General features: G+C 38.8%; 22 protein-coding genes, 1 tRNA gene and 1 pseudogene. 9 read left to right on the top strand and 15 right to left on the bottom strand.

Annotated features, from left to right (window positions below):
• Positions 1-50 precede the first annotated feature (50 nt).
• From KSK37_RS05705 to proS, 6 genes are all read right to left on the bottom strand, one after another.
• Entirely contained in the window at positions 51-1,133 is a 1,083-nt protein-coding gene (locus KSK37_RS05705; RefSeq protein ID WP_217199997.1) for an efflux RND transporter periplasmic adaptor subunit, read from the bottom strand.
• A 3-nt stretch (positions 1,134-1,136) separates the two neighbouring features.
• Positions 1,137-2,378, bottom strand: a complete 1,242-nt coding sequence (locus tag KSK37_RS05700; RefSeq protein WP_217199995.1) for a TolC family protein — start codon at positions 2,376-2,378, stop codon at positions 1,137-1,139.
• Between the two features lie 78 nt (positions 2,379-2,456).
• On the bottom strand, positions 2,457-3,824 hold the full coding sequence (locus KSK37_RS05695) for an ATP-binding protein (RefSeq protein ID WP_217199992.1): 1,368 nt from the start codon (positions 3,822-3,824) through the stop codon (positions 2,457-2,459).
• Positions 3,825-4,508 carry a response regulator transcription factor gene (locus tag KSK37_RS05690; RefSeq protein ID WP_217199990.1) on the bottom strand — a complete coding sequence of 228 codons (684 nt, stop codon included), beginning with the start codon at positions 4,506-4,508 and terminating at the stop codon, positions 3,825-3,827.
• A 101-nt stretch (positions 4,509-4,609) separates the two neighbouring features.
• A complete protein-coding gene (locus tag KSK37_RS05685) occupies positions 4,610-5,899 on the bottom strand; it encodes an OmpA family protein (RefSeq protein WP_217199988.1) in 1,290 nt (429 codons plus the stop codon).
• 122 nt (positions 5,900-6,021) lie between these two features.
• Positions 6,022-7,497 carry a proline--tRNA ligase gene (proS, locus tag KSK37_RS05680; RefSeq protein WP_217199986.1) on the bottom strand — a complete coding sequence of 492 codons (1,476 nt, stop codon included), beginning with the start codon at positions 7,495-7,497 and terminating at the stop codon, positions 6,022-6,024.
• A gap of 145 nt (positions 7,498-7,642) precedes the next feature.
• Here proS and KSK37_RS05675 point away from each other — a divergent pair, with 145 nt between their 5' ends.
• Positions 7,643-8,653: a prolyl-tRNA synthetase gene (locus KSK37_RS05675; protein ID WP_217199984.1), complete on the top strand. Its 1,011-nt coding sequence runs from the start codon at positions 7,643-7,645 to the stop codon at positions 8,651-8,653.
• A 42-nt stretch (positions 8,654-8,695) separates the two neighbouring features.
• On the top strand, positions 8,696-10,060 hold the full coding sequence (locus KSK37_RS05670) for an OmpP1/FadL family transporter (RefSeq protein WP_246566247.1): 1,365 nt from the start codon (positions 8,696-8,698) through the stop codon (positions 10,058-10,060).
• Between the two features lie 59 nt (positions 10,061-10,119).
• On the opposite strand, the gene KSK37_RS05665 is transcribed toward KSK37_RS05670, so the two are convergent.
• The gene (locus tag KSK37_RS05665; RefSeq protein WP_217199980.1) at positions 10,120-10,812 is read right to left on the bottom strand and encodes a ZIP family metal transporter; all 693 of its coding nucleotides are present in this window, start codon (positions 10,810-10,812) and stop codon (positions 10,120-10,122) included.
• 5 nt (positions 10,813-10,817) lie between these two features.
• A complete protein-coding gene (locus tag KSK37_RS05660; protein ID WP_217199978.1) occupies positions 10,818-11,573 on the bottom strand; it encodes a class I SAM-dependent methyltransferase in 756 nt (251 codons plus the stop codon).
• A 38-nt stretch (positions 11,574-11,611) separates the two neighbouring features.
• Here KSK37_RS05660 and tnpA point away from each other — a divergent pair.
• The 4 genes and pseudogenes from tnpA to prmA all read left to right on the top strand — a co-directional run bounded on the left by tnpA (position 11,612) and on the right by prmA (position 15,606).
• Positions 11,612-12,075, top strand: a pseudogene (gene tnpA / locus KSK37_RS14195) (IS200/IS605 family transposase).
• A 365-nt stretch (positions 12,076-12,440) separates the two neighbouring features.
• Positions 12,441-13,610 carry a THUMP domain-containing class I SAM-dependent RNA methyltransferase gene (locus tag KSK37_RS05650; RefSeq protein ID WP_088360170.1) on the top strand — a complete coding sequence of 390 codons (1,170 nt, stop codon included), beginning with the start codon at positions 12,441-12,443 and terminating at the stop codon, positions 13,608-13,610.
• 19 nt (positions 13,611-13,629) lie between these two features.
• Positions 13,630-14,628 carry a glycosyltransferase family 2 protein gene (locus tag KSK37_RS05645; RefSeq protein WP_217199976.1) on the top strand — a complete coding sequence of 333 codons (999 nt, stop codon included), beginning with the start codon at positions 13,630-13,632 and terminating at the stop codon, positions 14,626-14,628.
• 150 nt (positions 14,629-14,778) lie between these two features.
• On the top strand, positions 14,779-15,606 hold the full coding sequence (gene prmA / locus KSK37_RS05640) for a 50S ribosomal protein L11 methyltransferase (protein WP_217199974.1): 828 nt from the start codon (positions 14,779-14,781) through the stop codon (positions 15,604-15,606).
• A 28-nt stretch (positions 15,607-15,634) separates the two neighbouring features.
• Here prmA and KSK37_RS05635 read toward each other — a convergent pair.
• Positions 15,635-15,708: transfer RNA gene (locus KSK37_RS05635), tRNA-Arg, on the bottom strand.
• A gap of 45 nt (positions 15,709-15,753) precedes the next feature.
• On the opposite strand from KSK37_RS05635, the gene KSK37_RS05630 reads away from it, so the two are divergent.
• The 3 genes from KSK37_RS05630 to KSK37_RS05620 are packed head-to-tail and all read left to right on the top strand — an operon-like array spanning position 15,754 to position 19,559.
• On the top strand, positions 15,754-16,800 hold the full coding sequence (locus tag KSK37_RS05630; protein ID WP_217199972.1) for an ABC transporter substrate-binding protein: 1,047 nt from the start codon (positions 15,754-15,756) through the stop codon (positions 16,798-16,800).
• A 59-nt stretch (positions 16,801-16,859) separates the two neighbouring features.
• The gene (mtgA, locus tag KSK37_RS05625) at positions 16,860-17,504 is read left to right on the top strand and encodes a monofunctional biosynthetic peptidoglycan transglycosylase (protein WP_088360166.1); all 645 of its coding nucleotides are present in this window, start codon (positions 16,860-16,862) and stop codon (positions 17,502-17,504) included.
• Between the two features lie 18 nt (positions 17,505-17,522).
• Positions 17,523-19,559, top strand: a complete 2,037-nt coding sequence (locus tag KSK37_RS05620; protein WP_217199970.1) for a formate/nitrite transporter family protein — start codon at positions 17,523-17,525, stop codon at positions 19,557-19,559.
• Here the strand turns inward: KSK37_RS05620 and KSK37_RS05615 are convergent.
• The 6 genes from KSK37_RS05615 to KSK37_RS05590 all read right to left on the bottom strand — a co-directional run bounded on the left by KSK37_RS05615 (position 19,537) and on the right by KSK37_RS05590 (position 24,140).
• On the bottom strand, positions 19,537-19,827 hold the full coding sequence (locus KSK37_RS05615; protein WP_217199967.1) for a hypothetical protein: 291 nt from the start codon (positions 19,825-19,827) through the stop codon (positions 19,537-19,539). The genes KSK37_RS05620 and KSK37_RS05615 overlap by 23 nt on opposite strands.
• A 2-nt stretch (positions 19,828-19,829) precedes the next feature.
• Complete coding sequence (gene recF / locus KSK37_RS05610) at positions 19,830-20,933, bottom strand: DNA replication/repair protein RecF (protein WP_217199965.1); 1,104 nt, start codon at positions 20,931-20,933, stop codon at positions 19,830-19,832.
• A 1-nt stretch (position 20,934) separates the two neighbouring features.
• Positions 20,935-21,225: a type II toxin-antitoxin system RelE/ParE family toxin gene (locus KSK37_RS05605; RefSeq protein WP_217199963.1), complete on the bottom strand. Its 291-nt coding sequence runs from the start codon at positions 21,223-21,225 to the stop codon at positions 20,935-20,937.
• On the bottom strand, positions 21,213-21,488 hold the full coding sequence (locus KSK37_RS05600) for a hypothetical protein (RefSeq protein ID WP_088360161.1): 276 nt from the start codon (positions 21,486-21,488) through the stop codon (positions 21,213-21,215). Before KSK37_RS05600 ends, KSK37_RS05605 begins: the two co-directional genes overlap by 13 nt.
• Before the next feature lie 63 nt (positions 21,489-21,551).
• The gene (locus KSK37_RS05595; RefSeq protein WP_217199961.1) at positions 21,552-23,354 is read right to left on the bottom strand and encodes a POTRA domain-containing protein; all 1,803 of its coding nucleotides are present in this window, start codon (positions 23,352-23,354) and stop codon (positions 21,552-21,554) included.
• Between the two features lie 6 nt (positions 23,355-23,360).
• Positions 23,361-24,140 carry a UbiA prenyltransferase family protein gene (locus KSK37_RS05590; protein ID WP_217199959.1) on the bottom strand — a complete coding sequence of 260 codons (780 nt, stop codon included), beginning with the start codon at positions 24,138-24,140 and terminating at the stop codon, positions 23,361-23,363.
• Positions 24,141-24,152 lie beyond the last annotated feature (12 nt).

The raw sequence follows: 24,152 nt of genomic DNA, 5'->3' as shown, positions 1-24,152 counted from the left end.
AAATTTTTAAATCTTTAAATCTTAATGGGAATTCTTACTGGATTAAGTTTTTATTCATTCAGGCTTCTGTAAATCAGCAGTTGATTTTCGGTGATGACGACGTCATTTTCGGAAAGTCCTTCAGAGATAAAAGCTTTTTCGCCGCTTTGCTTCAGAATTTTAACTTCCTGAATTTTAGCCTGATTATAAGATTTCAGAAGCACAACAAAATATCTGTTATCATCGAATATCAAGGCGTTTTTTGGGATGGCGACCGCCACAGTGTTTTCGGTGCTGGATACTTTTATGGTGGCTTTGCTTTCGGGAATCAGTTCGCCGCTGGTATTATCCAACACCACTCTTGCCTGCATTGAGTTGGTCTCGGGATCGATGATTTTGAAGATTTTATCAATTTTACCGTAGTATATTTTTTCAGGATCGATCAGGGTGGAAACCTGGGCTCTCATTCCCAGACTTACTTTACTGATGTCGCTTTCGTTGATGTTTACTATTGCCCAGACTTTTGAGGTGTTGGCCACATCGAAGATATTATCGCTTCGGTCACTTCTCAGCTGCATGTCTTTGTTGATGTTTTTCTGCACGATATAGCCACTGATGGGCGCCACCACCTGGTAAATATTTCCTTTTCTTACATTATAAACAGTGCTTACCGCTTTTGATCTCTGCATCTGATCCATTGCTTTTTGCAGTTGGCTTTTAGCTTCGCGTACATCTTTTTCGGTATTCAGTTTTCCTTCGAACATTTCGTTGGCAACGCGGAGATTATTCTGAGCTATAACCAGGTCTGTCCGCGCATCACTTACATCTTTCTGCACTTCAGCCAATTCCGTACTCCTGATGGTCGCCAGAACCTGACCTTTTTTGACATAATCACCAAGTTCTACATTTACGCTCATCACATTTCCGCCAACCAAGGGGAAGACGTCGATGTAACTGTTTTTGTCCGCAGCGATTTTTCCGTAGAAACTGTAGGTGTTTTCAACGTACTGGTTTTCAGCTTTGGCGGTTTTAATGGATTTAAGCATCGTCTGACTCAGTTCAAAACCTTTAGATACTGTTTCCTGGGTTTCCTGCTTGTGGGAACAGGATAAAACAGTAAAGGCAAGCAGAAGAGAGAGTGTATAATTTTTCATTCGTTAATAATAGATTTTGGTTTGTACTAAGTTGTTGAGCTGTTCGGCGGAGAGGATGATCTGTTTTTTCATTTCGCAGATCTGCAAGGCAGTCTGTCTGTAGCTTTCCATGAAATCAGTAAATTCAAGGAGACTTACGTTGCCGTGTCTGAAGTTGGTTACCATGCCTTTATACACCTGATCCAGATGATCCATATCACTGGTTTTGATCTGCGACAGTTGGTTATAATGATTTTTCCAGGTTCTGTATGAGGCTTCCACCATGGTTTCCAGATTTAATTTCTGATACTCCGCATTTTTCTGGTTTTGGCTGATGGAATAGCGCGCTTTCTCAATATTCCCCTGGTTGGTTTTCCATAAAGGAAGAGGAATTCCGATCTTTATATTGATTTCATTTTTAAAAGTTCCGCCGTTTTGATCCCAGGCTGCGCCTAGGGTGAGGTCAGGTGTATTGAAGGATTTTTGCCACTGTTCATAGAGCCTGCTGTTTTCCGTCAGTTTCAGAAAATAAAGATAATCAGCGTTATTTTCCAATGCTTTTCTTTTCAGATCGTCCAGATCGTCAAAAGGCTGAACTTCGAGAATCTGCTTAGCTTCATCCTCCGAAACTTGCGTATCGAAATCTTCAGTAGTACCTGTCAAAACTTTCAGAGTTTGTCTAAGTCCCATGATTTCGTTCTGAATCGTATTCTCATCACTGCTTAACTGAATGACAACCGATTGCAGCCTTACCGCATCTTTCAGCGAAATATTTCCTTTTGCTGTCTGTTCCTTATAAGCCTTCAGTAAATCATTCATATAAGCCAGCTGTTTCTGGGTGCTTTCCAGTTTTAGGTGCTCAAAATAAAGATTGTAATAATTGCTTCTAAGTTGGGTTCGGAGTTCTGCTAAAAGTTGGGAAAACTGGAGCTGTGTCAGTTCCTTATTGGATTTGGCGAAGGCAATTTCATTTTTCTTTTTGCCTCCCAAGTAAATCAATTGGCTGATTTCGAAACTTTTGGAATTCTTTGCATCTAAAATTTTGTGATCTTCAGGATTGTAAGCGTTGATCTGCAGGTCAGCCCGCGGCAGTTCCCAAATCCTTGCCTGCAGAATATCTGCATCGGCCATATTGATGTTATACTGGGCAGCAAGCAGGTGAAGATTATTTCTCTGAAAAGCAGTTTCACATTCCGTTACCGACATTTGCCGCTGAGCGCTCAATAATGATGAAAGGGCAACAAATAGCCCGGCAATTCTCTTCATTTCTCATATTTTTTGGAAATGCGAAAATGCGGTGCTGAACTTAAAATGAACTTAAAGAAACCTTAAAAAAAAATTAAATTATGATTTTGGGAAAGTAAGGGTGAATTTGTTGATGTTTTCTGATGGGGAAGTGTAGACGATGGATGCGCCGTGATATTCCAGAATTCTTTTTACAATCCGCAGACCCAATCCTGATCCGGAAATATGCTGTGAATTGTCGCCCCGCATGAACGCTTCGAATAATTTCTGCTGCTCAGCCGGAGATATGGTTTTTCCTGTCGTGATCATATCTACGGAAAGTTCGTCCGCAGCTTCGGTAATTAAAATATCGGCTTTGGTATCTTCAGAATAAAGCGCGGCATTTTTGAAAAGATTGATGAATACAATTGCTAATAACGACGGAATGCCTTTAATAACGAGAAGGCCATGTTCTGCGGATTCTTCGGAGATCAGAAAATCCATTTTCAGGGTCGGATGACTTTTTTCCACTGTTGCAAAAGCTTCAAATATCACTTCATCAATTCTTAGTTCTTCATAAAGATTCTGGATGTTTTCAGTATCAAACCTTGTGAGAAGCGAAAGCGAACTGATCAAATCCGACAGTTGGTAGACGTCCTGCTGAACCTGTTTTAAAGACGATAAAATATGTGGAGGATGCTGCTCCAGTTGGATTAAATTCTCGAGTTGAAAGGCAACCCGGGTAATCGGCGTCCTGATCTCATGGGAGGCACTGGCGGTGAAATCTTTTTGTGACTGGAAAACATCATTAAGCCTTGAAATCATGAGATTAAAAGATTTCGCGAGAACATTAATTTCATCGTTGGACTGCTGCACAGGGATTTGGGTCGTTAATTTATGCGCTGTCACTTCAGACACTTCTTTGTTCAAATTTTCCAAAGGGCGGAGAAACTGGCCCATAAAATAATAACTGAAAAAACCGATCAGCAGCGTGCTGATGATGTAAGCGGTGATGAGCGAGAATTTAAGATAAGCCAGTTTGGATTGTCCGGTGGTATCCACTGCGCTGGTAATAATGTAATAGTTTTTGCCATTGATGCTTTTTAAGGCTGCATATTTTTCCGGAGATGATTTCTCAAGATAAACTGTTCTTTTTTGATCCAGTTCATTCAGCAGATCCGTGTCCCAGCTGATAATGGTGTCTTTTAAAGTGCTGTAAATAAGTTTTTTTTCAGCATTGAAAATTAAAATGGATTCACCCAGCAGGATGTTGTCCGAATTTTCGCTGAAAAACACGGGTGCTTCTTTTTCAAAATTATTGGATTTCGAAATAAAATGGGAAGTGAGCTCCAGTCGTTGCTTAAATCTTTCTTTGAATTCATCTCTCCTGAAATCTTTAAAAGCAATATATATGATGACCAGTGCAGTACCGAAAAGAAGTGAAAAGGCAATACTGAGATTGAAGGCAATTTTTCTTTTTAAAGACATCTATGAAGGATTTAAATAATACCCAAAACCGGAGCGCGTGTGGATGAGTTTAACAGAGAAATCCTTATCTATTTTCTTTCTCAAAAAATTGATGTACACTTCTACTGTGTTGGTGTTGGTGTTAAAATTATGCTCCCAAACATTTTCAGTAATCTGCTGTTTGGAAACAGTCCGTCCCTGCGCATCGGCTAAATATGCGAGCAGCTGAAACTCTTTAACAGTAAGGTTTATTTCATTGCCGTTTCTGAAAACTTTCTGTTCAGTTTTATTAATAATAAGGTCTGCAACAGTAATAACTTCATCAGCAGCTGGGTTGTTGTTGCTGTTCCGTCTTAATAATGAACTGATCCTCAGAAGCAGTTCTTCAAACTGAAAGGGTTTAACCAAAAAATCATCTGCTAACCTGCCGAACGCGTTCTTTTTATCAGAAATATCACCGTTGGCAGAAATGATGATAATGGGAGTATTATGATCTTGCTCGCGGATTTTTTCGCAAACCTCGAGTCCCGAAATTTTAGGAACATTGATATCGAGTAAATAAAGATCGTAAGGCTGATTCTGTTTTAATTCCGTGATAAAAGATTCGCCATCATATACTTTTTTTACTGAGAACCTGTTGTTCTCCAGAAATTTGGTCAGTTCTGCGGAAAGGATGAGGTCGTCTTCGAGTAAAAGAATATTCATTTGAAAATTTTCACGAAATTAAGGAAATTTATCCCAAGACAATGAGCACTAAAAAATCCCGACAATTTTGTCGGGATTTGATATTATTTTATTTACTTTAATTATTTGGCAAACCTCACTGCCATTTTTCTGTCAACTGCTCTCTCAGCATCAGATGCAGTAGCGGCAACAGTGGCAAATTTGCTTCCGTACCCTTCAGCTCCCATAACCTGTGCACCAACTCCCGATTTTTCCAGAGCTGCTTTAATGAAGTTAGCTCTGGCTGTAGAAAGTTTAACGTTAGCAGCTTCATCACCTACTTTATCGGTATAACCGCCAACTTTGATTTTAGCTTCAGGATATGCTTTCAAGATCGCCACCAAATTGTCAAGCTGAGTCTGAGAACCTGCTTCCAACTCGGTTGATGACCCCATTTTAAAGTTTACTTTATCAAAAGTATACCACGCATCTTTTAATGCAGCATCATCCGCAGCATTTTTGTATCCTCCGGATTTCAGGAAAGATATCATAGAATCTTCCATTCCGCCTTTGTATCCTTTCAGAGCAACACCGTTCAGATCAATATTTTCATCTGTTTTCGGAGCAGTAGTTACCATTGAATCTGCAGGCATTGCCATAGCAGCGGAATCTGAGACTACCGCAGTAGAATCTGTCATGGTCGTAGTTTCAGTTGCCGGCTTGTTGCACTGTTTCCACAAAAACCATGCTGCAAGGGCAAGAAGTAAGAGCGGAAGTAACCATTTCCAGATCGATCCGGCGTCTTTGTCGTCAGTTCTCTCAGGATTCATGTGGGTATTGCCTCCCCGGTTAACTTCCACTTTAGGCTGATCGTATGATGTTACCGTAACTTTCTCGGTTTCAAGAGGAGTATCAGCACCGCCCCAATGTCCTAAACCTAAAGAGGCTAATGAAAGACCGGCAGGAAGTAATGAGGAAACAATGCCCTTCTGATCTCTTAAAAGCCCGGATAATCCTGAAGCTCCCAAATTATTGTCTGCAGCGTATTTCCCTAAAGAACCTACGGAAGCACCGGTCACCATATTCAGCAATGAATTTGATGAAGAGTTGCTTATTCCTGCATAACCTGAAATCGCATTGACCAATCCGCCAATTTTATCTCCAAAAATAGAAGATAGAACAGTAGATATCACAGAATTACCGGAAGAACCTCCCAGTAAATTTCCGAGTAATCCGCTGGAGGAAGCTCCAGTAATAGAGTCTAAAACGCCCGGATTATCAGCATGATTTGCCAATCCTCCCACAACAGCAGGCAGTAAACCGCTTATTGCTTTAGAAATTCCTGATTCGCTTTCTCCTAATTGGGAAGCTGCCTGAGAAACTAATGCAGGACCTAATTGCCCTTTGATAAGATCGATAACATTTAATGACATAATAGTTTATTTTAAAATTTAACTTAATAAAGTCATGCAAATTTCAATCCATTTGCGGTTGAAAATGCATAATTTATAATAAGATTAACATTCTATTACGTTTTATTCATTATATGCAATCATTAATATGATTTAGCGAAAATAACTCTCTGTTTTGATGGCTTTCCGGAAATCAGAGAAATTCCGTCTTCAAGTTTATTATCCAAAGGGATGCAGCGGATCGTTGCTTTGGTTTCGTTTTTAATCTGCTCTTCCTCTTGAGGAGTTCCGTCCCAGTGTGCAGAAATAAAGCCGCCTTTTTCTTCCAATACTTTTTTGAACTCATCGTAAGTCTCCACTTTGGTGATGTGGGTCTCGCGGTAATTTAGAGCCTTTTTGTAAATATCTTCCTGAATGGTCTTTAGCAATTCTTCGATGTAGATATCAAGATTTTCAATAGGCTGGGTTTCCTTGGTCAGATTGTCTCTTCTTGCAATTTCTACTGTTTTGTTTTCCAGGTCTCTTGCGCCCAGAGCGATTCTTACCGGAACACCTTTTAATTCGTATTCGGCAAACTTCCACCCCGGTTTGTTTTCGGTACGGTTGTCGTATTTTACGGAAATTCCTTTTGCTTTTAATTTCGCCTGAATATCGAACGCGACTTCATTCAGCTGCTGCAGCTGTTCCTCACCTTTAAAAATAGGAACAATAACCACCTGAATCGGTGCTAAAGTCGGAGGCAGAACCAAGCCCAAATCATCAGAATGCGTCATAATCAAGGCTCCCATCAGTCGGGTAGAAGTTCCCCAGGAGGTTCCCCATGCGTGTTCTATTTTTCCTTCTCTGTTGGTGAATTTTACGTCGAATGCTTTACCGAAATTCTGTCCTAAAAAGTGAGATGTTCCGGCCTGAAGTGCTTTACCGTCCTGCATTAAAGCTTCGATACAGTAAGTTTCATCAGCACCTGCAAATCTTTCAGATTCTGTTTTAATTCCTCTGATAACCGGTATTGCCATGAAATTTTCAGCAAAATCAGCATACACATCCAGCATCTTTTCGGTTTCCTCTACCGCTTCTTCTTTTGTAGCATGCGCCGTGTGACCTTCCTGCCAAAGAAATTCTGCGGTTCTTAAAAACAGACGGGTTCTCATTTCCCAACGTACTACATTGGCCCACTGATTAATTAAAATCGGCAGATCACGGTAAGACTGAATCCAGTTTTTATAGGTATTCCAGATGATAGCTTCTGAAGTTGGCCGGACAATTAATTCTTCTTCCAGTTTCGCTTCAGGGTCAACGATGAGTTTTTTAGGATTATCAGGATCGGTTTTTAAACGGTAGTGGGTTACCACTGCACATTCTTTAGCAAAACCTTCAGCATTTTTTTCTTCGGCTTCAAATAAACTTTTGGGGATGAAAATCGGAAAATAAGCATTTTCGTGACCGGTTTCCTTGAATTTTTTATCCATCTGATCCCGCATTTTTTCCCATATTGCATAACCGTAAGGTTTGATCACCATACAGCCACGAACTCCGGAATTTTCCGCCAGATCAGCTTTTACCACTAATTCATTATACCATTTGCTGTAGTCTTCGGCTCTGGAAGTAAGTTTTGCCATTATTTTATTATCTTTAGATTTAACTTTTATCGCGTATGCTTATCTAATTTGAAAAGCGTATTTTTACGCAAATTTATACCCTGAAGTTGGTATAATTTTGGTACAAAGTGCAAATATAAATCAAATTAAAACTTTTCACCTTATCATGAAAAAAATTACTTATAAAAATTTACTTGAAATGCTGAAATCTAAAACAGTTTTGGCGCTTTCAGGTGGTTTAATTTTGATGTCCTGCGGTACTCAGATGGGTGGCTACAGTGAGACAGACGGTGTTTATTATGACCCGAATAAGGATACATTACCTGAAGGAACCGTAATGAACAGCGGAAACAGAGTAGGTGAGTACTATGATTATCAGGCCAATGATAATCAGAACAAATATCTAAATTCCGATAACCGCAATGAAAAGTGGAATGACAAGAATGATAACGGAGGTTCGGATTGGGGCAATTACACAGGAACTGATACCTATTATAATGATTCATGGGATTATCCTTTCGGATTTTATTCCGGATTTGGTTTCGGAATGAGTTACGGATGGGGTTCTCCGTGGGGCTACGGTGGTTATTACAGCCCATGGGGATTGGGATATAATCCTTGGTACGGCTACTATAACCCTTACTACGGCTATAATCCTTATTATGGGTATAACCCCTACTACGGCTACAACCCTTACTACGGTTATAATCCGTACGGTTATTATTCTCCTTACGGAAACGGCTATAACAGTTATGGCGGAGGTTTCACTAATAAAAGAAGTGGTGCCGACGGTGCTTTCAGAAGTTCATCAAGAATGTCAAACTCAAATCTGAGACAAAATAATACTTCAAATTCAGGATTCCGGAATGATTCTCCAAGAATGAATACCAATAATCCGCAGATGAACAATAATCCTAGGTATAATCAGCCGAATAATAATAACAGTCAGCCAAGATTCAGAACAAATCCTCAGCCGAATACAACGCCTAGACAGAACAGCAGTCCGAGAGAGAATAACGCTCCGAGACAAAGTGCGCCAAACTATAATCAGCCGACAAGATCTTATGATGGAGGCGGTTTCAGATCAGGAAACAGCGGCGGATATAACAGCGGTTCTTCCAGTTCAAATTCAAATTCGGGATCTACAAGATCTTCATCAGGAGGTTTCAGAAGATAATATTTAATAGTGTATACTTATAAAATGATTAAAAAGTCTTTAATGATCCTTAGCATTTCTGCTGCATATTTTGCAAATGCCCAGGATATCTCAACCCTTAGGAATACTGCAGAGGTATATTCTAATTCATCCTTAAACGGTACTTCGAAATATAATTCGATGGCAGGCTCAATGGGAGCGTTAGGAGGAGATTTTTCTGTTCTTAATTCAAATCCTGCGGGTATTGCAGTAAGTATTGCCAGCGAAATTTCGGGAACTTTAGGAATTGAAAGCAATAAAAACACCGCTTCCTATGCCGGTAAATCGTTAGATTACAAAGTAAACAATACCGATTTGGGTAATGTCGGAGGAACAGCGGTTTTTCAGATCGACTCTTCTCCGTGGAAATTTGTAAACGTGGCAGTGAATTATTCCAGCCAGTCTCTGGAGGATTATTCGGAAACACCGGATAACAACGCTCTGGTGTACGAAATCAGAGATACAAATAATGCGCTGGTTGACGAACTGACGTTTGCCGGTCACGCTTATAACCGTTACGGAAACCGTTCAAAGATGAGCATTGGTGTCGGTGGGAATTATGACAACAGAATTTACCTTGGTGCCGGACTGAATTTTCATAATTCGGTGCTGGATCAGTATGATTCCGCGGCGTTTATCAACAATGCAAATGTGCAGGATGTTTACAACAAACAATATACGCCATTCTCAGAATCGGCTAATGGTTTTTCGGCGTCAGTGGGTGTTATCGGTAAAATCAATCCACAGTTCAGACTGGGTGCTTCGTTAGAAACCCCAACCTGGTGGAGTATTGCAAGAATTTACAGCGAATACGAAAATCCTGTGGACGGAACTTATACTGAAGACCGTAAACTTTCAACGCCACTGAAAGCCACTTTAAGTGCGGCTTATGTAGCCAGTAAAAATTTCGCAATCAATGTGGATTATTCATTGGGACTTACGAAATCCAAATATAAAGTGTATGGAGATGCAGAAACAGAACTGAACCAGTTTTTATCAGATCACTCCAACAACCTTTCAGAAATTAAAGTAGGTGCGGAATACCGACTAAATGATTTCAGATTAAGAGGAGGATACGGATTTGCGGCGAGTCCTTTTGACTCAATGTCAATTCCGACCGTTTCCGGGAATACAGCGTATGACAATTTAATTTTAGGAAAAAGAAATACCATTGCAGGCGGGATCGGATATGATTTTAAATCATTTTATATTGATGCTGCTTACCAGAACGTAAGTTCCGAATACAGCAGTCCGTTTCTTCAGGGTTCAGCAGCCAACAACACCGGCTATTTTTCCAACCAGTACATTGTTGAATCTGATGCGTCGGTGGTATCCAATGTAAAAAATAAGAGAGATAATTTCTATATCACATTAGGCTGGAAGTTTTAATTTCCAGAATTAAGTGAAATAATGATGGGGACTCCGGAGCAATCCGGAGTCTTTTTTGTTTAATGGTTATGGGACAAATGGCTTACCAAAGCCAGCACAATACCGCAAATCACCATTAAGATTTTGGTCCAGTCGATATTGTGGTTTTTGTTGCTCTCGAAAATAATAACGGAAGAGATATGAAGGAAGATTCCGCCAACCAGAGCTAAGAAATAGACCTTAAAATCAGGATTGAAATAATTTCCTAAAAGCAGTCCCAAAGGGGAAGCAATAGCAAAAAAAGCGATCACCAGCCATGATGAAGTGGTGAATTTGTTTTTCTGAATAAGAAATGCACCAAGAACAAAAGAAATGGGAAGGTTATGGAAAAGAATTCCCATTAAATAAGGATCAAAAATATTTTTCTCATTCGCCAGCGGAATTCCTTCCAGAAATGCGTGAATAAACATTCCGATCATCAGGGCAATGGGCAGGATGTTTTTTTCTTCCTGATGATGATGAAAGTGGCCGTGTTCAAAACCTTTAGTGAGATTTTCGAGAAGCATCTGCAGCAAAACCCCGGCAATTACGAAGATTCCGATGTTGTGATTGTCTGAAGCGTACACTTCCGGGAAAACATCATTCAGACAGATCGTAATCAGAAATCCGGCACTTAAAATCAACAGGTTTTTTGCGAATTTCTGTTTTTCTCCGAAAAATTTTCCGAGAAAAACTCCTGCTAAAACACTCAAAATCAATAAAAGTATGATCATGCTTTTTATCTTTTTTTCCTGAAAACATTAATGCATCTCGGCGAAGTTTCACGGTCGTATTCTCCCAGATTGTAGTCTCCGTAAATTTTGACTCTTTCAAATCCGGATTCTTCTGCATATTTTCCGATCTCTTCAAGCGTATGAAGTTTCACTTTCTCAAAAAAATGAAAATCCTTGTCCTTATCTTTAAAATGAATATCCTTGATGACATGCTGATTTTCAATTTTTTTAGTGATATGAAAATTTATTCCTTCTTTCATAGTCACCTCTTGGGGAACTAAAGTGTTTTTTACCCATTTTTCATTGAGGAAATCCAAAACGAAATAACCGTTTTCTTTTAACGTGTTTTTTACCGAACTGAATATTTTCCGGTCTTCAGCTTCATCCTCAAAATAGCCGAAACTCGTAAAAAGATTGAAAACTGCATCTACTTTTTCAGCCGAAATTTCAGGATAAATTTCTTCCCGCATATCGTGAACTCCGAATTTCAGAAAATGTTCTTCGGAATCAACTGTTTCGAATTTTTTATTCTGTGAAATACTTTCTTTAGACAAATCAAGTCCCAGAACGTTATAACCCAGCTGATGGAGAAAAACGGAGTGTCTTCCTTTTCCGCAGGCTAAATCGATTATTGTTGAGTTTATCGGAATATTTAAATCGCTGATAAGCAGCGAGATAAAGTTTTCTGCTTCTAAAAAATCCCTGTCTTTATAAAGAATATGATAATAAGGAGTATCAAACCAAGTTTCAAACCATGCCATTCTGCAAAAATAACTAAATTTGACTGAAATCCGCTGAAATGCCCAATACTTATTCTCAAATTTACATACAGATTGTTTTCTGCGTAAAAGGCAGGGAAAATCTCATTCCATCTTCCCACAGGATTGAACTTGAAAAATATATTGCCGGAATTGTAAACAACAGAAAACAGAAATTGCTTGCGCTTTATGCTAATCCTGATCACATACATCTGCTGTTTTCTTTTCAGAATTTAGATAAGTCGCTTTCTGAAATCGTGCGGGATATAAAAGCAGGTTCCTCCAAATTTATTAATGAAAGTCATTGGTGTAACAGGAAATTTAACTGGTAGGAAGGTTACGGAGCATTTTCTTATTCTAAAAGTCAGGTTGGGCAGGTTTGCAAATATATTCTGAATCAGGAAGAACATCATAAAAGATTAGTTTTAGGGATGAGTATTTAAATATCTTGAAGAATTCGGGAGTTGATTTTGATGAAAAATATCTTTTTGAATTTTATGATTAGAGGTCGCTCCTACGGAGCTCCACAACATTTGGAAATATAATATTCTACAGAGAGTCGGCTTCTACGGAGCCTTTTTAAACGAAATTTCACAATAACAATAGATACTGATTGGGTAGGCTCCGTAGGAGCTTACTTTTTGTAGTAACATAATTGAAAAAGTCAAGGAGCTCCGTAGGAGCGGTCTCTAAAAAGCTCGTGTATTTTTCAACAAGGATCTTCTGCGGAGCGTTCTGATCAAAATTTCATGAAAGGAATAGATGTTGATTTCGACGGCTCCGTAGGAGCCTACTTTTTGTAGCAACATAATTGAGAAAATCAAGAAGCTCCGTAGGAGCGACCTCTAAAATTCTTACCTTTGCAAAACGATGAACACAGAAAATCTACAAATACAGATAAAAACATTTTTCGGTCTCGAAGAAGTGTTGGCCGAAGAAGTGAAAAAACTGGGCGGCGCAAATGTTGAAATAAAAAACCGTGCGGTAAACTGCGAAGGCGACCTCGGTTTTCTTTATAAACTTAACTATTCAGCGAGAACGGCGGTAAAGATCTTAATTCCGCTGCTTACCTTTAAAGCCTGGGATGAAAGCCGTTTTTACGATAAACTTTTTGCTTTTCCCTGGGACGAATATATGAGCGTTGACCAGACCTTTGCAATTGACGCGACCGTTTATTCTGAAAGGTTTAAACATTCGCAGTTTATGTCCCAGAAAATGAAGGACGCCATCGTAGATTACTTCAAATTCAAACACAGGAAAAGACCAAACGTGGATGTTCAGGACCCAGATATTAAATTCCACCTGCATATTGACCGTGAACTGGTAACCATTTCTCTGGATTCTGGCGGCGACCCCTTATTCAAACGCGGATACAGAAAAGAGCAGGGGGAAGCTCCTATTAACGAAGTGTTGGCCAGCGGAATGCTGCAGCTTGCAGGTTGGGACGGAAAAGGAAACTTTTTGGATCCGATGTGCGGTTCCGGTACTTTGCTGATAGAAGCGGCGATGATCGCAATGGATTTGCCTGCGCAGATTTTTAGAAGAAAATTCGGTTTTCAGAACTGGAAAAATTATGATGCAGAACTTTTCCAGAAAATAAAAGAAGTAAGAATTAACCGCGTAAAAGAATTCAGCGGAAAAATTGTGGGTTATGATCTGGATTCTCAGATGCTGAACGCTGCACACCTCAATATCGAAGCTGCCGAAATGGAAGACGTGATTGAAGTGAAAAGACAGGATTTCTTCGAATCTAAAAAAGAATTGTTCCCATTATTGATGGTTTTCAATCCGCCTTATGACGAGAGAATTGAAATTCTGGACGATGATTTTTACAAAAAGATCGGTGATACTTTTAAGAAAAATTATCCTAATACTTTAGCGTGGTTTATTTCTTCAGATCTTGATGCTGCCAAGAAAGTTGGATTAAGACCTTCCCGCCGAATCAAGCTTTTCAACGGAAAGCTGGAATGCAGATTCCTGCAGTTTGAGATGTATGAGGGAACAAAGAAAATCCATAAATTAACAAACGAACCCACTTAATTAAGCGCTCCGAAATCCATTGAACTCAATCTCCATTATCATCGCCATCTACAACCGAAAGGACGAACTTTTCGAGTTGCTCAATTCCCTGTCCCATCAGACTGACAAGGATTTTGAAATTATAATTGTGGACGATGGTTCTCAGATTGATTTAAGACCGACCATAGAACTTTTTGCTGAAAGCCTGAACATTCAGTTTTTCCGTAAAGACAATTCCGGTCCAGGTTTGTCAAGGAATTACGGAGCCAGAAGAGCAAAGAATCACTGGCTTGTTTTCGTGGATTCTGATGTGATTGTGGAGAAAGATTATATAGTAAATATCAAAAAAAATATCGCTGAAATTCCGTGTGACGCTTTTGGCGGTGCCGACAAAGCCCACAAAGGTTTCAATCTGATGCAGAAAGCGATTTCCTATTCCATGACCTCGGTTTTTACCACGGGCGGAATCCGCGGCAGCAAAAAAGCGGTGACCAAATTTCAGCCGCGGAGTTTCAATATGGGCGTCCGCAAATCCACATTTGAAAAAGTCGGCGGTTTTTCGGAAATGAGAATCGGTGAAGATCCGGATCTTTCGATGACCCTTTGGGAAAACGGTTTCATTACGGCATTTTTCGATGATATTGGCGTTTACCACAAAAGGCGGGTCGATTTCGGGAAATTCTCGAAACAGGTTTATCAGTTCGGCTGCGCACGGCCAATCCTTAATCAGAGACATCCAAAATATGTGAAAATTTCTTTCGCGTTTCCGTCCCTGTTTCTCATCGGTTATATTCTTGGATTTATCGAGTATTTCCTGTTTCAGAAAGGATTTATTCTGGCGATGTACGGCTTATACACAGTGCTGGTGTTTTTCCATGCGCTGTACAAAACCAAAAACATCAGCATCGCATCGTTTGCCATTATTTCCACGTATATACAGATGTTTTCCTACGGTTACGGTTTCCTGAAATCGTGGGTTTTGCTCAATATTTTCAGACAGAAACCTGAGGAAGCATTTCCAAAGCATTTTCATCAGTAGTAGTTTGGGCGCACATTTCCGGCTTTCACTACTCGCTTTTTCTTTGCGGCGGCTTTGCCGCCGCAAAGAAAAGAGCTCAGACATGCCGTTCAATCCGGGGCGCGGTTCCGTTATCAATAGAAAATTAATTATTTTTACAAAAAATTTACAATGAACAGTTACTTAGAATTCAATTTCAAAATTTCACCCCTTCAACCATGGAACGAAATCCTCATGGCAGAACTCATCGAAATCGGTTTCGACAGTTTTACCGAAGAAAATGACGGAATTCTGGCCTATATTCAGAAAGAGCTGTTTAATGAAAACGAACTTCAGCAGATCCATTTATTGCAGAATGAGGAAGTGAAAGTAAATTACACTTTCCATGAAATGCCCAACATCAACTGGAATGAAGAATGGGAAAAGAATTTTGATCCTATCAATGTTGAAAACCAGGTTTCCATCCGTGCAGAATTTCATGAAAACCAAAACCTTCCCCACGAAATCATTATTCAGCCGAAAATGTCTTTCGGAACAGGGCATCACGCGACCACCTATCTCATGATTCAGCAGATGCTCGACATGGATTTTGAAAACAAAACCGTACTCGATATGGGCTGCGGGACGTCTGTTCTTGCGATCTTTGCCAAACAGAAAGGAGCCGGAAAAACAGTTGCGATCGATATCGACGAATGGTCAGTGGAAAATTCAAAAGAGAATGCAGCCAGAAACAATGTAGAGCTGGAGATTTCACAGGGAACTGCAGACAACCTAGGAAATGAAAATTTCGATATCATTCTGGCGAACATCAACAGAAATATCCTTATTTCTGATATTCCGACTTATGTTTCGGTTTTAAATAATGGTGGACAGCTTCTGCTTTCCGGACTGTGTTTCTTCGATGTCGATGATATTCTGGAGGTTTGTACGGAACACAATCTCACTTTAAAAAGGAAATTGCAGCGGGAAGAATGGGTTTCTTTACTGCTCGAAAAATAGAAAAACCCTGCTAATGCAGGGTTTTTTGTGACCTCGACAGGATTCAAACCTGTAACCTTCTGAGCCGTAATCAGATGCGCTATTCAGTTGCGCCACGAGGCCGTTTTTCGGTTTGCAAATATAGTACTTTTTTGCTTCCTTTGGAAAATGAAACCGACTTTTTTATTATTTCTTTCAGTTTTTTTTCTGTTTTCCTGTAAAAAAGAGTCCAAACCGGCTCCAAATGACTGGCAAATTATTTCTTCAAACGTTCAGTATAAGGAAAATTCCGGGATTTTGAATCTGAAATCAGGAAAATTCAGTTATGAAATTCCGACCGCAAAACTTCCGTTTAAACGGGTAATGCTCCTTAATGCAAGTCTGGTGGGTTACTTCACCGAATTGGGTATGGAGGATAAAATCATTGGAATATCAAGCCCGGAATATGTTTATTCCGACAAAATTCATCAGCTGATCAACGAAGGAAGAATTCAGAATATCGGTAACGAACAGAAATATGATATTGAAAAAATCATTGCTTTAAAGCCTGATGCTGTTTTCACGAATTATATAGCGAGTTTTGATAATACTTATGATTTAATAAAGAAAAACGGAATTGATATCATTTTTCTGGATGAATATCTGGAGCAAAATCCTTTAGAAAAATCAAAATATCTTCTGGTTTTCGGCAAACTGTTAGGCGCCGAAAAAGATGCAGATTTAAAATTTAATGAAATTCAGAATTCATACAAAACATTGAAAACTCTGGCTCAGAATGCTCGAAAAACACCGGTGGTTCTGGCCAACGAAATGTACGGAAATCAGTGGTTTTTGCCGGGAGGAAAAACCAATTTAGCTGCATTGATTTCCGATGCTAATGCAAAATATATCAATGCTGATAATACCGAATCGAAAGCTGTTCCCATGAGTTTTGAAGAAGTGTATGCGAAATCCAGGGATGCTGAGTTTTGGGTGAATGTGGGAAATCATCAGGAGAAAAAAGAACTCTTACAGATTAACCCGAATTACGCGAAAATGAACGTTTTCAACAACGGTAAACTGTATACGCTTTCCGGAAAAGAGAAATCAAAATCCAATGATTACTTCGAAAGCGGCGTGGTGCGCGCAGATCTTATCCTGAAAGATTATATCAAGATCTTCCATCCCGAACTTTTACCCGACTATAATTTAACCTATCTGAAAGAGTTGAAGTAATTAATATTCCTATTTTTGCAAAAAATTATTTACTGTTCATTATTTAGTATTCATCATTTATGTGGAAGAAAATCAAGAAACTTGTTTTTATTTTAATTCTGGCCAATATCATCTTCATTTTCTGGGGGAAATTTTTCAATCCGCCCATCACGCTTACCCAAATCGGCGGTTTGCTGGAGTACGGAAAACTTAAAAGAGATTATATCTCCTACGATGAAATGGGAACCAATGTAAAGAAAGCGGTAATTGCTTCGGAAGATCAGGCCTTTTTCAGTCATAACGGTTTCGATTATAAGGCGATTGAAAAAGCGATGAAACATAATGGGCAAGGCAAGAAACTGCGCGGCGGAAGTACCATATCCCAGCAGACCGCAAAAAATGTGTTTCTTTGGCAGGGCAGAAGCTGGATCCGCAAAGGTTTGGAAGCGGTTTATACGTCCATTATTGAACTGGTGTGGAGCAAAGATATCATCCTTGAACGTTATCTGAATTCCATCGAAATGGGTCGCGGCGTTTTCGGCGTAGAAGCAGCTTCTGAATATTATTTCAATAAAAGTTCGAAGGAATTAACCAAAAGTGAAGCGGCGTGGATAGCGACAATTCTCCCGAATCCGAAAAAATACGACCCGAAAAATCCCTCTCCATATCTGAACAAAAAGCATAACTGGATTTTGCGTCAGATGAATAACGTCAATTTGAAATAATTTATCTTTGCAGGGATTATGCCTTTATACAAACGAAATAAGATCGATTTTAATGAAATTCTAACCAAGTATTTCAGCTTTAGAAACGAGACGAAATCTCTCGAACCTCTTTCCGAACTGATGCTCAATCTCCGCAACAGCAATTTTGACGAAATACTTGATTTTCTTAGAAATAATGTTGAAATCACTGAAAATTTCGGTTATTATATCAAAAATATTTTCCAGGGCAAACCATTTAATTTATCGCTCACCGAAGCTAATATCTTATCGGAAAATGCTTTTTTTCCTGAGTTTAAAAAAAGACTTCTGAATAAAATTCTTCCAGCCGTAGAAAACGAAAATACCGTATGGTTTCTGGTGGATACTACCTCTGTGAGGCCGATGTCGGATCTTGAATATTTAAAGAATCTTCAGGAAAAGCAGCTTGACGAATTTTTCATTTTATTGGGAATTGATGATTTTGTCGTGTCCCGAAAAGTAAAGCAGGAACTTCTTTTTTCCATGAATATCCTGGCTTGGCGGGTTATCGGAAATGCGATGGACGTCGAGGTGGTCAATATGGCGCCGGAATACAGGAAATTTGACAATCCTTTTCTCGCCCTTCAAAATGAGCTGGATATTCTGAATGCTAATTTTAAGGATAATCCTGATTTCACTCTTACTTCCAAAGATGTACATCACAAGCAGATCAAAGTATATCTTCAGCAGTGTCTTGATTTTGTAACGCTTGCATTTAAAAATTCCGCGAAATACGGCATTTCCGGCAAAATCAATCAGTCGCTAATTAAGATCCGGCAGCAGCTGGAAAGAATGGGCGAAATTCTGAATGTCTTGGTAATCGATGGGGAGGGAGATGTTTTGGCGAAATCAAAGCAGTTGTTTTTCAATGTTTTACGGTATAAGTCTCATAAAAATAATCTTCGGGATCTTGTGGATGACAGCACGACTCTGATGTCGCACCTGATCACCAATCACACCGCGGAAACCGGCGCCCATTATATTACCTCGACGCGCAGAGATTATTTTAAAATGTTTCTGAAATCGAGTGGAGGAGGAATTATCGTAGGCTGTCTGGTGGTGCTTAAACTTTTTTACGGATCGCTTCCGGGAAGCGATTTTTCCCATGCAGTTCTTTATGCTACCAACTATGCGATGGGTTTCATAATGATTTATCTGATGGGATTTACTTTAGCGACAAAACAGCCTGCGATGACAGCAGCTACGATGGCGAAAGTGCTTTCCGAAGGTGAAAATACGAGAAAAAATTATGTGGAATTTGCGCATTTGGTTTCCAAATTATTCCGGTCGCAGTTTATTGCATTTATTGGAAATGTGGTGCTTTCATTTCCGGTTGCACTTGCTCTTATTTATGGTCTGGATGTTCTATTTCAGCAGAATTTTGCGGTAGATAAAGCTTCAAAACTTTTACAGGATCATGATCCTTTTCACTCGAAAGCTATTCTCCATGCATGTATTGCCGGTTTTTTCCTGTTTATATCCGGAATTATCTCCGGAAATGTAGGCAACAGTTCGGTGTTTTATCATATTCCGAAAAGAATTGCTAAAAACCCTTTTCTGAATTATTTTTTAGGGGAAAAAACCTCACAGAATATCTCCAATTATTACGCCAGAAACTGGGCAGGCATTATCTCAAATTTCTGGTTCGGTATTTTCCTTGGAATTACAGGTCCGGTGGGGCTTTTCTTAGGTTTGGATCTCGATATCCGTCATATTACGTTTGCTGCGGGAAATGTCGCTTTAGGCTTTTATGGTAAAGGTTTTATGGTAGATTCCTACACCTTCTGGATTTCTATTGTCACCGTTTTTATCATTGGATTTTTCAATTTTGCAGTGAGTTTCGGGTTATCGATGATTTTGGCTTTCCGGTCCAGAAAGGTGAATTTTGGAGAAGTAAAGGAGATTTACAGAGAAATTTTCAGGTATTTTATGAAGAACCCGCTTCGGTTTTTCCTGCCGATCCGCTCGCGGGCTTTGGATATGCGGGCCAAAGAAATGGTGGATAAAACAGTGGCTACAAAATCACAAGATCGTTAAAGTTTTCCTCCCCGAATTTTTCCTTAAATTTAGTCAGAAAAAAAGTTTTCCTCATCCTGAAATCGTTTTTCAGCAATGGTGATTTAATTTTAATTTCCAGGATTTTTTTATTTAAATTCACAGATTCAATCTCACTGAAAAGCGCATCATTAAGATATTCATTCAGAAAATCTTTCACTTCAAAAGCCATCAGTTTTTCTTCAAAACCATATATTCTTGCGAAAGATTTCACCAATTCGGAGCTTTGAAATTCTCTTTTCTTTTTCATGATTAAATTTCAAAAATTTTCGATTCTTCATTAATTTTCTTCACCACATTTTCCGTTCTTTCTTTACTGGTATCGGTAATGAAAATCTGCCCGAAATGTTCCTGATTCACCAGTTCAATCAGTTGCGCAACCCGGGTGTCATCCAGTTTATCAAAAATATCGTCGAGCAGAAGAACCGGGGTTTTGCCCGTGAGTTCTTTAATTCTGTTCATCTGAGACAGTTTCAGCGCAATCAGGAAAGATTTCTGCTGTCCCTGACTTCCGATTTTTTTTATGGAATTTCCGTTCATTTCGAAAAGCAGGTCGTCTTTGTGAATTCCTTTCGACGTATACGTAAGGATGCGGTCTTTTTCAAGGTTTTCAGTTAAAAGCTTCCGGAAAATCTGATCAGGCTGATCAGTTCCGGAACCTTCAAGAAGATGGGACTGGTATACTACGGTTACTTTTTCATTTCCGTTCGAAATTATTTCGTAATAACTCTGGATTAAAGGCAAAATAGAATCCGTAAACTCGCGTCTTTTTTCAAAAATCCTGGTTCCGAATTTAATTAAAGGTTCATTGTAAATTTCCAGATTTTCAGCATCGAAATACCTGTTTTTAGCGAAACTTTTCAGAAGAGCGTTTCTTTGCTGGATGGTTTTCTGGTACTGAATTAAATTAAAAAGATATTCAGCATCAGTCTGAGAAATCATCGCATCCAGAAATCTCCTGCGGCTCTCCCCGGAATCGGAAATTAAGTTGGAATCATAAGGAGAAATGATGACACTTGGCAAAAAACCGATGTGATCTGCGATTCTGTCGTAAGATTTATCGTTTTTTTTGATGATTTTCTTTGCGTCTTTTGGCATCTGGATCTTGATGATATTTTCCTTTTCACCATCGAAAATTTCGCCTTCTATTGAGAAAAAGTCCTCATCCGATCTGATGTTGTTGAGATCGGTATTTCCCAGAAAACTTTTGGCAACAGAAAGGTAGTGCAGGGCATCCAGCAAATTGGTTTTTCCAGCACCGTTATTTCCAACAAAACAGTTGATCTGTGGCGAAAAACTGAAAGTTTTCTCCGGATGATTTTTGAAATTAATTAATTGGAGTTTTTGAATGATCATTTTAAGGTTCAAATATTTCAGAATTCTGTCTTGCGTCCCAAATTCTCAAAATTCTTATTTGATCTGCATTTAGTGAATAATATAAGTAATAATCTTCGACTAAAATTGCGCGGATATTTTCTATTTCTGTTGTAATTCCAGAAAATGGATTATCGGAGATTTGCTGTAATTTTAATTCGAATAATTGATTTAATTTTATGCTGTATGAAGGTGATTTATTTCGTGAGGTCCAATATTCGAAGATTGATTTTTTATCGGAAACCGCTTTTGATGACCAAATTATTTTAACCATTCTTCTGTCATTTTCTTTACCTCTTCATGCAAGTAAAAGTTGCCTTTTTCGATTTCGTTCTCTGCATCATGAAGCATTTTTTTCTGACTTTCGGTAAGATGTATTTTTGATTGATATACGGACGGAGTTTCTTGCACTGAACCTTCTTTTTCCGGCATCTTAAAATTCATTAATAATTCCTCAATTTTCAGGAGAATACTGAGGTCATCAAGCTCTACAATGTTTTGTATAATTTTTCGTTTTTTTTCATTCAAATTTTCCATCACTCAAAATTTCAGTAAAGATAAAAATTTCAGTTCAGAACGCTCTCAAAAATAGGTGCCGATTTAGTTGTCAAAATTGACGAAGTGCGGAATATCGGTAGAAAAAGAATTGAGCGGAAGCATGCTGTTGCGGTAACCGTTAAATTCGTACGCAGGTTTATTGTCAAACGGAACGCTGGGGTAGTAAGCAAAAGAAATCTGAATATTGTTGAAAACCAGATATGGATTATTGATCAGAACACCAACTCCGAATTTCGACTGTGTTTTTGCGCTGAATAATTTTTGGTTATTTTGAGAAAGCCATCCCAAAGCCACAATGCTGTAAGGACTGAAATGAAAATTTTTCCAGGTTTTATCGATGAAAAACTGAGTCTGATAACGCAAAATTAATTTTTTGGTCCCGATGAAATCACCGCTGTATGCAGGAAACTCACTCTGGTCGGAAATATTAATTCGGTCTTTGTAGGTCGTGTTGTACATTTCGCTTCCCCACGCAAAAGTTGGGGAAAAGAAATGTCTGACTTTTCCGTATTTCCAGGGTTGCTGATTTGTAAAATAAGTTCCTTCAAGACGGAATGAATCGCTGTTTTCTGTGGCTTCGTTAAAGAATCTTCCGTATTCGGCTTTGACGGTAAAATATCCCCAGTTGATAAAACTTCCGACCGATGCAGAAATCCCTGCATAAGGAGTTATTTTGCTGCTTCTTTTGATCACTCCTGAAGTAATGCCGAATGATTTGCCGTAAGGAATGTCTTCGGGAAGATTATATTTAAAAATATTTTTTTCGACAGAAAATTTTCGTTCTATATAAGCTGCTGAAGCTAAAAAACTGTTGTAGGTCGCAAAAAAAACATCCTGATCGTTGGGTGGACGGTCTTTGTACTGATAATTTTCAAACCGGCCCAACACTGCAATATTCCGCGAGATTTCACTTCCGTCCCCGAAAAATACAGGAAACTGATATCCTCCCCATAAATCCTGACGGTAAACCTTGATCTGAACTTCAGGATAGATATCCGCATTTTCAACCGGCATTGCAACTTTCCGCATAAAATATTCGAAGGTAAAACCGCCTGCCCATCTTGTGAGCGGAGAAAAGAAATCGCGCCTTGCAGTGAAATTTATCCTCTCATTATTCAGGAAATCTTTTTCGCCCGAAATTCCTGCATTGACAAAGCTTCCGAACAGATTGTACGCGGTATAACTTCCGTAGAGATTATTCTGTTTGTCATTAAAATCATTTGCGTACAGAACACTCAATTCATGGCCTAAACCCAGAAGATTTTCTTCGGTAGCGCCGACTCCGAATTTGCTTCCTGAAAAACTCAGTCTCGGTTTGAGACTCCATGAATCGAGAACACTTACCTTGACATCGATAGAATCTTTTGATGAAGGAAGCTCGTTAATGCTTATGTTCACACGGTTCACAAACTGCATGTCCCGTAAAACACGTTCAGATTCGTAGATTTTCTGAGCATTATATTCTTCGCCTTTTTTAAAGAGAAGATAATTGCTGATGGTAGATTTTTTAGAATCGATGTGAACGCGTTCTGCAAGACGGTCGTACCATTTTGGATCTTTGCTTTGATCTGAAATTTTATATCCGAAAGGATCGAAGGTTTCGATTTCGATATTTCTGATAATTTTTCCGTTGTAGGAAGTTTGGGGAAGTTCTTTTGGATTTGATTCTACAGAAACGGAATCTGGTTCCCGCCGGAAAATAAGGCGGTGAAGAAATTTGGTCGATTTTCTTTTATCAGAAAATTCTTCAATTTTATAATATATCAGATCTTTTTTCTCCTGCGCCGAAAGAAAAGATATTGAAGAAAGAATAAAGAAGATTAAAATGAGATATTTGGAACGCAATATTATTTATTTAGTGAAAACTGCATAACAATTAATGAGCCAACTCAGTATGAGAAATACGAAAGGCATCCCACTGCAAACTTCCACCCATAAAGAAAAGTAAGTTTCTTTATTGGTGTTTTCAGAAAAATAAATGAGAATAAAAGTGCAGACACAGGTTAAAAAAAAGGCTACAGAATATGCGTTTTTGAGATAAAATACCGCAGTTATTAAACTGATAAAAATAAATAAATACGCCAGATATTTGGTGTTCTGAACCCCGATTAACCTTGGAAAAGTTACTACTTTGTCATCTTTCATATCGCGGATGTCAAAAGGTAAAACCAAAGCCGTAATAAAAAACAGACTGATGACGAAAATTTCTAAATGAAAATACGGCAATATTAACCACGAATTGATTAAAGCCCAGGTCAATCCAACATAAAAAACCTTTAACAGCGGTATTTTCCGGATGTGATTATTTAAAAATGATGAATTGTAAAACAAACCCATAGTAACAATAATCAGCCATTTCAGCAGCCGGATTTCATTATGATTAAGATAAATCAAAACTGCTGAAAAAATTCCGCAAACCACATTGAACGCAAAAATTCTGGTAAAAAAATGGTGATTCTGATATTTCGTATAAAGATAGCCGCTGAAATAAGTGATGAATATTAAAATCACTGTGGGGAAGCGGAACAGGTTTTGCTCCAGCATAAAAAATACGGCAAACAGCGTTCCCATAACCGAAACAAAAATTTGGCTGTCAATGATATATTTTTTTACTAAATTTAAAAGCTGCATTGATGCAAATTT

The organism is Kaistella soli (assembly GCF_019038595.1).
In the GTDB taxonomy this organism is placed as follows: Bacteria; Bacteroidota; Bacteroidia; order Flavobacteriales; family Weeksellaceae; genus Kaistella; species Kaistella soli.
Note: the sequence above shows the minus strand (reverse complement) of the source record. Positions and strands in the feature narration are given on the sequence as shown.

Bases quoted from the DNA above. Each gene is read 5' to 3' on its own strand.
- KSK37_RS05705 (WP_217199997.1), bottom strand. From the start codon at position 1,133: ATGAAAAATTATACACTCTCTCTTCTGCTTGCCTTTACTGTTTTATCC.
- KSK37_RS05700 (WP_217199995.1), bottom strand. From the start codon at position 2,378: ATGAAGAGAATTGCCGGGCTATTTGTTGCCCTTTCATCATTATTGAGC.
- KSK37_RS05695 (WP_217199992.1), bottom strand. From the start codon at position 3,824: ATGTCTTTAAAAAGAAAAATTGCCTTCAATCTCAGTATTGCCTTTTCA.
- KSK37_RS05690 (WP_217199990.1), bottom strand. From the start codon at position 4,508: ATGAATATTCTTTTACTCGAAGACGACCTCATCCTTTCCGCAGAACTG.
- KSK37_RS05685 (WP_217199988.1), bottom strand. From the start codon at position 5,899: ATGTCATTAAATGTTATCGATCTTATCAAAGGGCAATTAGGTCCTGCA.
- proS (WP_217199986.1), bottom strand. From the start codon at position 7,497: ATGGCAAAACTTACTTCCAGAGCCGAAGACTACAGCAAATGGTATAAT.
- KSK37_RS05675 (WP_217199984.1), top strand. From the start codon at position 7,643: ATGAAAAAAATTACTTATAAAAATTTACTTGAAATGCTGAAATCTAAA.
- KSK37_RS05670 (WP_246566247.1), top strand. From the start codon at position 8,696: ATGATCCTTAGCATTTCTGCTGCATATTTTGCAAATGCCCAGGATATC.
- KSK37_RS05665 (WP_217199980.1), bottom strand. From the start codon at position 10,812: ATGATCATACTTTTATTGATTTTGAGTGTTTTAGCAGGAGTTTTTCTC.
- KSK37_RS05660 (WP_217199978.1), bottom strand. From the start codon at position 11,573: ATGGCATGGTTTGAAACTTGGTTTGATACTCCTTATTATCATATTCTT.
- KSK37_RS05650 (WP_088360170.1), top strand. From the start codon at position 12,441: ATGAACACAGAAAATCTACAAATACAGATAAAAACATTTTTCGGTCTC.
- prmA (WP_217199974.1), top strand. From the start codon at position 14,779: ATGAACAGTTACTTAGAATTCAATTTCAAAATTTCACCCCTTCAACCA.
- KSK37_RS05630 (WP_217199972.1), top strand. From the start codon at position 15,754: ATGAAACCGACTTTTTTATTATTTCTTTCAGTTTTTTTTCTGTTTTCC.
- mtgA (WP_088360166.1), top strand. From the start codon at position 16,860: ATGTGGAAGAAAATCAAGAAACTTGTTTTTATTTTAATTCTGGCCAAT.
- KSK37_RS05620 (WP_217199970.1), top strand. From the start codon at position 17,523: ATGCCTTTATACAAACGAAATAAGATCGATTTTAATGAAATTCTAACC.
- KSK37_RS05615 (WP_217199967.1), bottom strand. From the start codon at position 19,827: ATGAAAAAGAAAAGAGAATTTCAAAGCTCCGAATTGGTGAAATCTTTC.
- recF (WP_217199965.1), bottom strand. From the start codon at position 20,933: ATGATCATTCAAAAACTCCAATTAATTAATTTCAAAAATCATCCGGAG.
- KSK37_RS05605 (WP_217199963.1), bottom strand. From the start codon at position 21,225: ATGGTTAAAATAATTTGGTCATCAAAAGCGGTTTCCGATAAAAAATCA.
- KSK37_RS05600 (WP_088360161.1), bottom strand. From the start codon at position 21,488: ATGGAAAATTTGAATGAAAAAAAACGAAAAATTATACAAAACATTGTA.
- KSK37_RS05590 (WP_217199959.1), bottom strand. From the start codon at position 24,140: ATGCAGCTTTTAAATTTAGTAAAAAAATATATCATTGACAGCCAAATT.